Consider the following 8,501-nt stretch of genomic DNA (forward strand, 5'->3'; position numbering starts at 1 on the left):
CGGCGTAGCGTCCTCCTGCCAGGGGATTTTCGCCTTTTTGGGGGTTATGCCCAAAACGGGTGTTTAACTCGCCGGAAGTGCGATAGGTGGCGTGCGCGATTTGTCGAGCCAGCGCCATACCCGGGTTTCCGGCTTCTTTATCGGCTGATAAATAATAGTCTCCACCGGCAAAGCTGGGGTCTAATTCTTGGGCACGCACCTGCATATGTGCCCAACCGGTCTGGTCGGCGCTGGTCGCTGCGGCCGTTGCGACCAGCGCCAATGCCCGCACTCGCTGCGGATAGAGGCACGCCCACTCCAGGGCGCGAAATCCTCCAGCAGACGGGCCTACCACCAGTGCCCACGATAGTATTCCTAGCTGTTTGCGCAGTTTATTCTCTGCTCGCACTTGGTCGCGGGTAGTGATTTCGGGGAAACGAGAGCCCCAAGGCAATCCATCAGGCGCTGGCCAGGCAGGGCCGGTAGACCCTTGACATCCGCCCAAGCAGTTAGGAGCCACCACAAAATAACGGTCAGTATCAATCGGTTTGCCTGGCCCTACTACCCGCTCCCACCAGCCCGCAGTGGGGTGCGCCGGGCTTTGCAATCCGATCACATGAGAATCACCGGTCAGGGCGTGCTCAATCAAAATTGCATTAGAGGCATCGGCGTTGAGTGTTCCCCAAGTTTCATAAGCCAGGTAACCTCCTGGCAGGCTGGCTCCGTTTTCCAAGGGCAGTTCCCCAAGGGAAACGAATTGGCGGTTACCGGGATCGTCCCCAGGCAGCCAAGCGGGACTATTTGCCCAGTTAGTGCCCGGATATTGCTGGCGGGGATTAAAGATTTCGGTTGTTGTCCCGCCGGCGGTTTTTTCTTTTAACGCTGTAGACATTGAGGTTCCTCCCAGCTAATACCGGATTGTTGTCTTTTATTCCTTAAGCGCAAGCGCCACTTATTTCTTAATCGCCGCGAATCCGGCTTCCAGATCAGCGATAATGTCTGCTACGTCCTCTAGACCGACCGAGACTCGGATAGTGGATTGGCTGATACCCGCCGCCGCCAACTCTTGTTCATTAGCCTGCGAATGGGTGGTAGAGGCCGGGTGAATAACCAGGGAACGTAAATCTCCCAGGTTCGCCACGTTCGATAGCAGGGTTAAAGCATCTACGAATGCCTCCCCATCGGCGCGGTTCCCTTTAAGGTCAAAAGCTAGCACTGCTCCCGCGCCTTTAGGCGCGTATTTTTGTTGTAAATCATGGGTGGGGGAAGAGGCAAGCCCCGAATAGCTAACTGCTGCTACCTGCGGGTGCCCCTCTAAGAACTCTGCTACTTTTTGAGCGTTCTCCACATGGCGCTGGACCCGTAGTGACAGGGTTTCAATCCCGATATTTACCAGGAAAGAGTTAAAGGGACTGGCTGCGAACCCGAAATCACGTAACCCCTGCACCCGGGCTTTAGTGATAAACGCGGCCTCGCCGAGGTCTTTATAAACCAGGCCATGATAGGACGGATCAGGCTGGTTGAACTGGGGGAAACGCCCTGGATCAGCTCCCCAATCGAAAGAGCCGCCATCAACAATCACCCCTTGGATAGAGTTGCCATGTCCGCACAGATATTTCGAGGCCGAATGCACCACAATATCGGCGCCCCACTCTAGGGGGCGGGTCAAATAGGGGGTGGCCACCGTGTTATCTACAATGAACGGTACTCCTACCCGTTTTGCAACCTCGGCTACGCCCTCAATATCTAGGAAATCATTTTTGGGGTTAGGAATAGTTTCGGCGAAGAACGCAATAGTGCGTTCATTGGTGGCAGCTTCCCACTGCCCAGCATCGGTAGGGTCGGTAACAAAAGTGGTAGTGATGCCATAACGGGGCAGGTTATTCGCTAAGAACGCCAAGGTTCCCCCATATAGCGAGGGAGAAGCCACAATATTGTCTCCCGCCTGGGCTATCGTCAAAATAGCTAGCGCAATCGCGGCGGCTCCCGAGGAGGTAGACAGGGCTCCCACTCCGCCTTCTAGGGAATTAACTCGCTGCTCGAAAACCTCATTAGTGGGGTTATTTAGGCGAGTGTAGATAGGGCCGGGTTCTTTTAAGGCGAAACGATCCGCGCCCTGTTTCGCGTCCTTAAAAACGTAACCATTGGTTTGATAAAGGGGAGGCACCGGGGATCCGGTTTCTTTATCGGGACGGTATCCGGCGTGAATCTGGCGAGTGTTGAAACCCCAGTTTTGCTTAGTCATTTTTATTTATCCTTTTCAGTAGATTTGGGTTTTTCTAAAACGTTTGCCAATAGTCCACTTTGGATAAACAAAAAGCCCGGCAAGGCAGTCCAAAGGGACTTTCTTTGCACGGGCAAACGCGTCGCCGCCAAGGGGCGGACTGAGTGGAGCTGACCGTGCGGGTCAGCTGAACATTCGACGTGTCATGCCCCTAAGATAACCTGGTGTTGCCCGCCCATCGCAAGCTAATCTTAGAAGTTGAGAACTAAGTCACTATTTCGATAAGAGAAAAATTCGCAATTCTGCGTCCTGTAACGGCTGAAAAAGCTGTCCCCAAAGGTTAATCTGGAGGAAAGAGTAACCGCAAAGGAGAAATCATGAGCAATGACAGCTTGCCCAGTGTAGATACCCATGCTGACCCGGTAGTTACCTGGAATGTTCAAGAGGGCGCGATGGTGGCTGCCAAGCTCGACCCCAGGGCGGTCTGCCAGTTCTTTAGGGAACAAAATATCGTTGCCGAGGCGGATTGGTTTCCCGATACCCCGCATTTGCTGGGGGTAAATGTGCTCCGTAACCAGGCTGATGGTCTGGCATCTTTAGATGAGGCCGAGGAACCGCTGCGGGTGGGGGCAGCGCTCCCGGAAGTGGTAGAACTGCTGGCTGAAAAGTTTGCTGCCGATGTTTCCATCGGGGAATATCACGCCAATAAACTACCTTCCGATTTACCGCTTCCCTCCCGTTCAGGTGATAGGGAGCAACCGGTGCGGGTGGTTGAAATTTCTTCGATGCCGGTTTCTTCGGTTCCATTTTGCGCGGCTGCGGAAGGGAAAACCTTGGGGTGTGTCACCCTTCCGGAAGGGCGGATTGCTCTGTGCTATGAAACGATTCGCGCGGATATTGTTGAAGGTTCTTTAATTTCTCGGATTCCCGCGGTGGGACTGTATGTTTCTGCCCATGATCAACGGGTGGTGGCAGTTACTTCCGATGAAGTTGCCGATCCAGAGAAACTAGCTATTCACTCCTGGCTGCTGCAAACCCAGGTGGTTCCCGGAGCGGTAGAGATTCCCGACCCGGCACTGGAAGAACAGATTCGTGAATACCTTGGACATTCCTCTTCTCCCAACCGGATTGCTGAAACTGCCGGGTGTGATGCCCAGCAATTAGCGCAGACTTTCAAAATTGCCGGTCAAGATGGAATGGTGCGGGCGATTGAAGTTATGGGGCTACCAGCTGAGGCCGCCGCATTCCTCTATGGGCGACTTGAGTTAGAGGACGTTCCCGGGATTGAAATCTTCCATGAGCCCGGATGGGCGCGCGCCATGGGGCACAGTGTAGATATGCGGATATTGCATTCTGACGAGGACGCGAAAACTCCTTTCGGAATCCTTAGGAAGTTGGAAATAGAGCACCCCACTTTGATGAAAGTGGCAAACGCGGCTCAAATGGCAGTAGGGGTGGGGTTAATCGGTGCTGGCCTCATTGGTCTAGCAGGTAAGAAACGTTTCTCAAAGCTTTCTCTGCTGGGCGGAGTGATGCTTGGTGTTGATGGCGGATTGCGCTCTTCGGTGGTTCACCATATGAAGAATCGGATAGTGGGCGATCTCTAACTTGCTGCGCGCAAGTTCGATAGCTGCCTAGTTTTTCGAGTCTAAAGCCTAAACATACCTAGCGCGCCAGGGCGAGATGCTAGCGGGGATCCCGGCGCCCATCTTTTAGAGAGCGCAGGAAAGCGATCCGTTTTTCATGCCGCGCGATCATCTGATCAATCAGGACGCTTACCTTTCCGCGCCACGGTTTTCCGCTTTGGGTCACCAGGCGAGACCGCCACCGTGGTGCTTGCCCTTGTGCTAAATGATCAGGTACGGAAGTATCGGCGGGAGCATCAAGATCCACGGCTCCGCTGAGCCGATGGTGTGCCCAATCCAAAGTTAGCGGCTCCGACAAGGATACGTAGTTGGGGCGTTCAGTAGCATGCACGTCCTCAGCTTCGCTAACTTTGAGAGCCTTAGGCGGATTGGCAATAAAAGCGCAAGCAATCAGCATCACTCGGGAAAGTAAGTTAATCCACAGCAACAGGGTGGCAATGGCAGCAAACGAAGCTAGCAGCGGGTTATTAACTGAGCCTACTGCGGAGGTTCCCAGCGACCTTATCAAAGAAGCTACTATTCCAAACCCTGCTAGTCCCCACCAAAGATCAGTTTTTGGTGCTCTAACTAGTGCCACGAAACGAATCAAGATCCAAAGGATCAACCCGTCGATAGCGGCACTAATCAGAAAAGAACCGATCCTTATCATCACTGAGGCGAGTGTGGATTCTAGCCCGATTGCCGAAAAAACTCGCGTCCCGATAACCGTATGCGCCAAGGTTAAAATCCCGGTCGCTCCCACTCCCAAGGAAATAGCCACAAAGCCTAGTAAGTCGCGCAACTTTTCGCTGGCCGCGCCAGAAGGCACCTGATCAATTCCAAACATGGCGCGAATGGAAGACTTCATGGCGCGCATCACCGAAGTCGCGGAAAAAACTAATACCACTACCGCCACGATTCCGGTTATGGAAAAAGAGGTGGAAATTACCAGATCGGAGGGATCAACAATCCCAGAGGATCCTTTCCATTCCAGTACTCCCGGAAGGGAAGATGCCAGGGAGGAAAATACTGCATCTTGTAGCTGAGGACTGCGCCCCAGCACTCCTAGAAGCACGGTGATTCCAATAGTTAGGGCAGCAGCAAGGGAAAAGATCGCAGAATAAGCGATACCTCCAGCTAGCAGTGCGCCGCGACCATTACCGTAGCGTGTAAGAGAACGCATAATCCGCAGGCGTTGCAACCAGGAAACAAATATTTTCGCTTTATTTATAATTCCGGATTCGGCTTTCACCTCGATAAACCTAGGTGAAAATTGCTCTGGGTGGCGGTCGCGAACGGAAAGCTCGGGGGAGTTACTGGTACTTCTCATACTCTAAATCTAACGGTTTTGCTGAGGTTAGTCGCATTCATTCAAACGAACAAAAGCGCGCGAAGAAAAAGACAAATAGCAACAAAATGGGATAATCTAGAGGAAAGTTACCTCTATCAGCGGAGAGAGCCATGCTAGCGCATCAGCGGCACGACGAAATCTTACGGCAAGTAAATAGTAACGGATCAGTGCGGGTTACCGACCTGGTAACTGAGCTCGGCGTATCTGAGATGACGGTGCGCAGAGATATCAGTCTGCTCGCAAATCAAGGGAAATTAGAGCGCGTTCATGGAGGGGCGGTTCGTCTGGAAGGTGAAAGCTTGCCCGCTCCAGGCAGCACTGTTGCTGCTAACGACGAAGAAAAGATACTGGCTCAAGCGGCGGCTGAAACTATTCGTCCGGGCTCTAAACTTTTTATCGGTGCAGGTGGGAGCGGTCGCTACCTCGCTAAAATTATTAGCGAAAGTGAAATCTTCTCGTCTTTGACAGTGGCAACCAACTATCTGCCTGCGATGCAGATTCTTGATGAGGCCCAACAGATGCAGCGAGACAACGGTAAAGCTCACTCTGAGATTGTCTTCATCGGGGGACAGCCGATAGATCATGAAACCTTAGGTTCTCCTAGCGTGATTACCGCCTACAATTTTCATTTTCATTCCGTATTTATTGAAGCCGAAGGTATTGATGCTAAAACCGGTCTTAGCTGCAATAATCTAGACAAAGCAATGCTGGAAAAAGTGCTAATCGAAAACAGCGAGTTCGCCACCATTATGGTGCCAACCCCGGCATGGCGAAGGTCAGCGCTAGGAGTAGTTTGTCCCCTAAATCAGCTTTCACGAGTCATCTCGATTAGTGCCCCACCCAGCGGAATAGCTGAGACCCTCACCGAGGCGCAAGTAATGGTGAATATTTGCCAACCCTAGTCGAGCCTAACCTTGACCCGGACTATGCGCGATACTTTTAAATTATGAGCCTACATGTAATTATTCCTGCCGGAGGTCCTGGAAGCCGTCTCTGGCCGGTTTCGCGAGTTGGTAAACCAAAATTTTTACTCGATTTACTGGGGGAGGGTTGTAGCCTCTTGCAGGCAACCGTTGACCGACTTTCGCCTCTGGCAGCGTCGCTAACGGTAGTAACCGGCACCGACCATGCCGAGGCCGTTGCCTCCCAAAATCTGAATGCCCGGCTCCCAGCGAGTGTGAAAGAGCAATACCAGATCCTGGAAGAGCCCAGTCGAAAAAACTCTCTCGGCGCGATCGCTTGGGCGGCGGCTAGGATACAAGAGAAATATGGGGCGGTGATTGCCGGGTCATTTGCTGCTGACCACGCGATAAAGAGTGTTGCCGTATTCCGTGGTGCCGTATCGGCGGCGGTTGAGGCGGCTAGGGAGGGAAAAATTGTAACTATAGGAATAGCTCCTAGCTGTCCTTCCACTGCTTATGGTTATATCTGCGCCTCCGATAGGGAATTAAGCCCGAAAAACAGCCAGCCAAGAGTCTTTGACGTAAAAAGTTTTAAAGAAAAACCTTCACGCTCCCAAGCCGAGAGTTATCTAGCGACGGGAGGCTATTTTTGGAACGCCGGAATGTTTGTGTTTAACACCGAGGTGTTCTTGTCTCACCTAAATAATTTGCTTCCCCGCTATTATGAAACAATCCAAGAAATGGTGCACGTGACCCCGGGGACAGCAGGTTTTACTGAGCTTTGGGAATCGCTGCCTTCTTACCCCATAGACACTGCCATTGCAGAACCAATAGCCGATGAGGGCGGGGTAGCAGTAGTAGCTGCCGACAACTTCGGTTGGTCCGATGTTGGTGATTTCGCTTCTTTGCGCCAGACTATCGCTGGTGATGCCCCCCAAAAATCCGTTGTGCGCGGTAGCGGTGAAACTCAGTTGCTGGCCAGCCCCGGAGCTTTTATTGATCACGGCGGTACAGAAAAGCTGGTGGTGTTGGGAATACCTAACGCGGTAGTGATTCGCCGCGCAGATGTAACCCTGGTGACTACTACCCAATATGCGCAAGAGCTAGGGGACGTGGTGGCAGAACAAGGGGATCTGCAGTGAAACTGTGGCGCCAGCTAGGGGCAGCGTTGGCACTATCTTTGAGCCTATCTGCTTGTGCCGGAACCAATGTGGCACCAGCTGGTTATATTAATGCGGCAGATTTTCGTACCTGCCTGCTTACTTTAGGTAAAGGGGAAGCAGGTTCCATTAATGCTAAGGCCATCACTGCGCTAGAGGATGGTAAAAAACGTTTAGGGGTAGCCTCACGCCGCACTAGTCTCGATTCGCCAAAGAAGATTGAAAAAGCGATTGCTCACGATATTTCTGCCAACTGCTCTTTGATTATCGGGGTAGGAGAGGCCTTTGTTCAGCCTTTAATGGAACAGGCAAAATATCATCGCGCGCGCCATTTTGCGCTGCTGCTTCCTCCCGGAGCTACCGCCCAGGCGACTCGCGAAAACTTGGCCATCATTACTTACGATTTGAGCCAACCTGCCTATGTAGCAGGTTTTATTGCGGCAGGTACTTCCGCAAGTGGAAAAGTGGCAGTAGTTGCCGGAGAGAAAAACCAGATTAATAGCACCCTTATTTCTTCATTTTCTCAAGGGGTTGCTCGCTATAACTCAGACCAGGAACAGGAAAATGGGCAATCCCTAAAAGTTAAAGTTATTCCCGGGGGAAACCGCTTCTATCTCGGAGGAAACGCGAATAAAGCAAGAGTAAAATCCCAGACGGAAGCGATAATAAAACAGGGGGCGGATGTAATATTTTTCGCGGAGGGTGCGCAAAATTCGGCTGGTTTAGAAGCCATTATCAAAGCGAATGCAGATAAAGAAAAAGCTGAGCAGGCGGCGGAAGAAGCTAGCAGGCAAACCGCGAAACCTACCGAGGGTGAAAGCCCTACCTCTACCCCCTCGGAAAGTTATCCTACGCCTACTGTCAGCGCGTCTACTGTCACTCCGCAGATAATCGATTCGGTAGAAAGTATCACTGCAATTTGGTATCTAACTGACGGACACGAAACCCGGGGTAATCTCCCTGAAGGGCGGCCGCCGGTCTTGACTTCAATTGTTCCTGATCTGTCTGAGGCAATGATTTCTCTGATTGAAGAGGCGCGGAAAGACAGATTTGCTGCGAACTCTACGCAGATCGTCGGTACCTACCGGAACGGATGGGTGGGACTGACTCCGTTTTATGAGTATGGCTCTACGGTTCCTAATGAGGTAAAGAAAAACTCGCAGATTATTGAGGAAGAATTCCGCCAAGGAACCCTGAAACTCTAAGGTGAAGCGTCCCAGGTTTTGTTCCGCTTCTTATGTGGGTGCTAGTTGTTTAGAG

Annotated in this window: 7 protein-coding genes; 4 read left to right on the forward strand and 3 right to left on the reverse strand. The window is 52.0% G+C overall.

Features of this window, described 5'->3' with window-relative positions; all coding sequences use genetic code 11:
- A partial coding sequence (locus L0M99_RS09610) for a homoserine O-acetyltransferase family protein (protein WP_238128446.1) occupies nucleotides 1-871 on the reverse strand: 871 nt, incomplete at its 3' end.
- Nucleotides 872-931: 60 nt separating this feature from the next.
- Entirely contained in the window at nucleotides 932-2,224 is a 1,293-nt protein-coding gene (locus L0M99_RS09615; protein WP_024058725.1) for an O-acetylhomoserine aminocarboxypropyltransferase/cysteine synthase family protein, read from the reverse strand.
- A 356-nt stretch (nucleotides 2,225-2,580) separates the two neighbouring features.
- Between L0M99_RS09615 and L0M99_RS09620 the strand changes: the two genes are divergently transcribed.
- A complete protein-coding gene (locus tag L0M99_RS09620; RefSeq protein ID WP_024058726.1) occupies nucleotides 2,581-3,810 on the forward strand; it encodes a hypothetical protein in 1,230 nt (409 codons plus the stop codon).
- Between the two features lie 79 nt (nucleotides 3,811-3,889).
- On the opposite strand, the gene L0M99_RS09625 is transcribed toward L0M99_RS09620, so the two are convergent.
- A complete protein-coding gene (locus L0M99_RS09625; protein WP_238128447.1) occupies nucleotides 3,890-5,158 on the reverse strand; it encodes a YihY/virulence factor BrkB family protein in 1,269 nt (422 codons plus the stop codon).
- A gap of 131 nt (nucleotides 5,159-5,289) precedes the next feature.
- Between L0M99_RS09625 and L0M99_RS09630 the strand changes: the two genes are divergently transcribed.
- From L0M99_RS09630 to L0M99_RS09640, 3 genes are read left to right on the forward strand one after another with little or no spacing between them, the layout of a single operon-like run.
- On the forward strand, nucleotides 5,290-6,081 hold the full coding sequence (locus L0M99_RS09630; RefSeq protein ID WP_024058728.1) for a DeoR/GlpR family DNA-binding transcription regulator: 792 nt from the start codon (nucleotides 5,290-5,292) through the stop codon (nucleotides 6,079-6,081).
- A gap of 44 nt (nucleotides 6,082-6,125) precedes the next feature.
- The gene (locus L0M99_RS09635) at nucleotides 6,126-7,223 is read left to right on the forward strand and encodes a mannose-1-phosphate guanylyltransferase (RefSeq protein ID WP_024058729.1); all 1,098 of its coding nucleotides are present in this window, start codon (nucleotides 6,126-6,128) and stop codon (nucleotides 7,221-7,223) included.
- On the forward strand, nucleotides 7,220-8,446 hold the full coding sequence (locus L0M99_RS09640; protein WP_238128448.1) for a BMP family lipoprotein: 1,227 nt from the start codon (nucleotides 7,220-7,222) through the stop codon (nucleotides 8,444-8,446). Before L0M99_RS09635 ends, L0M99_RS09640 begins: the two co-directional genes overlap by 4 nt.
- Nucleotides 8,447-8,501 lie beyond the last annotated feature (55 nt).

It is taken from the genome of Varibaculum cambriense, assembly GCF_022133705.1.
GTDB lineage: Bacteria > Actinomycetota > Actinomycetes > Actinomycetales > Actinomycetaceae > Varibaculum > Varibaculum cambriense_A.

What these genes read in the sequence shown, in the direction of transcription:
- L0M99_RS09615 (WP_024058725.1), bottom strand. Translation starts at nt 2,224, where the DNA reads ATGACTAAGCAAAACTGGGGTTTCAACACTCGCCAGATTCACGCCGGA.
- L0M99_RS09620 (WP_024058726.1), top strand. Translation starts at nt 2,581, where the DNA reads ATGAGCAATGACAGCTTGCCCAGTGTAGATACCCATGCTGACCCGGTA.
- L0M99_RS09625 (WP_238128447.1), bottom strand. Translation starts at nt 5,158, where the DNA reads ATGAGAAGTACCAGTAACTCCCCCGAGCTTTCCGTTCGCGACCGCCAC.
- L0M99_RS09630 (WP_024058728.1), top strand. Translation starts at nt 5,290, where the DNA reads ATGCTAGCGCATCAGCGGCACGACGAAATCTTACGGCAAGTAAATAGT.
- L0M99_RS09635 (WP_024058729.1), top strand. Translation starts at nt 6,126, where the DNA reads ATGAGCCTACATGTAATTATTCCTGCCGGAGGTCCTGGAAGCCGTCTC.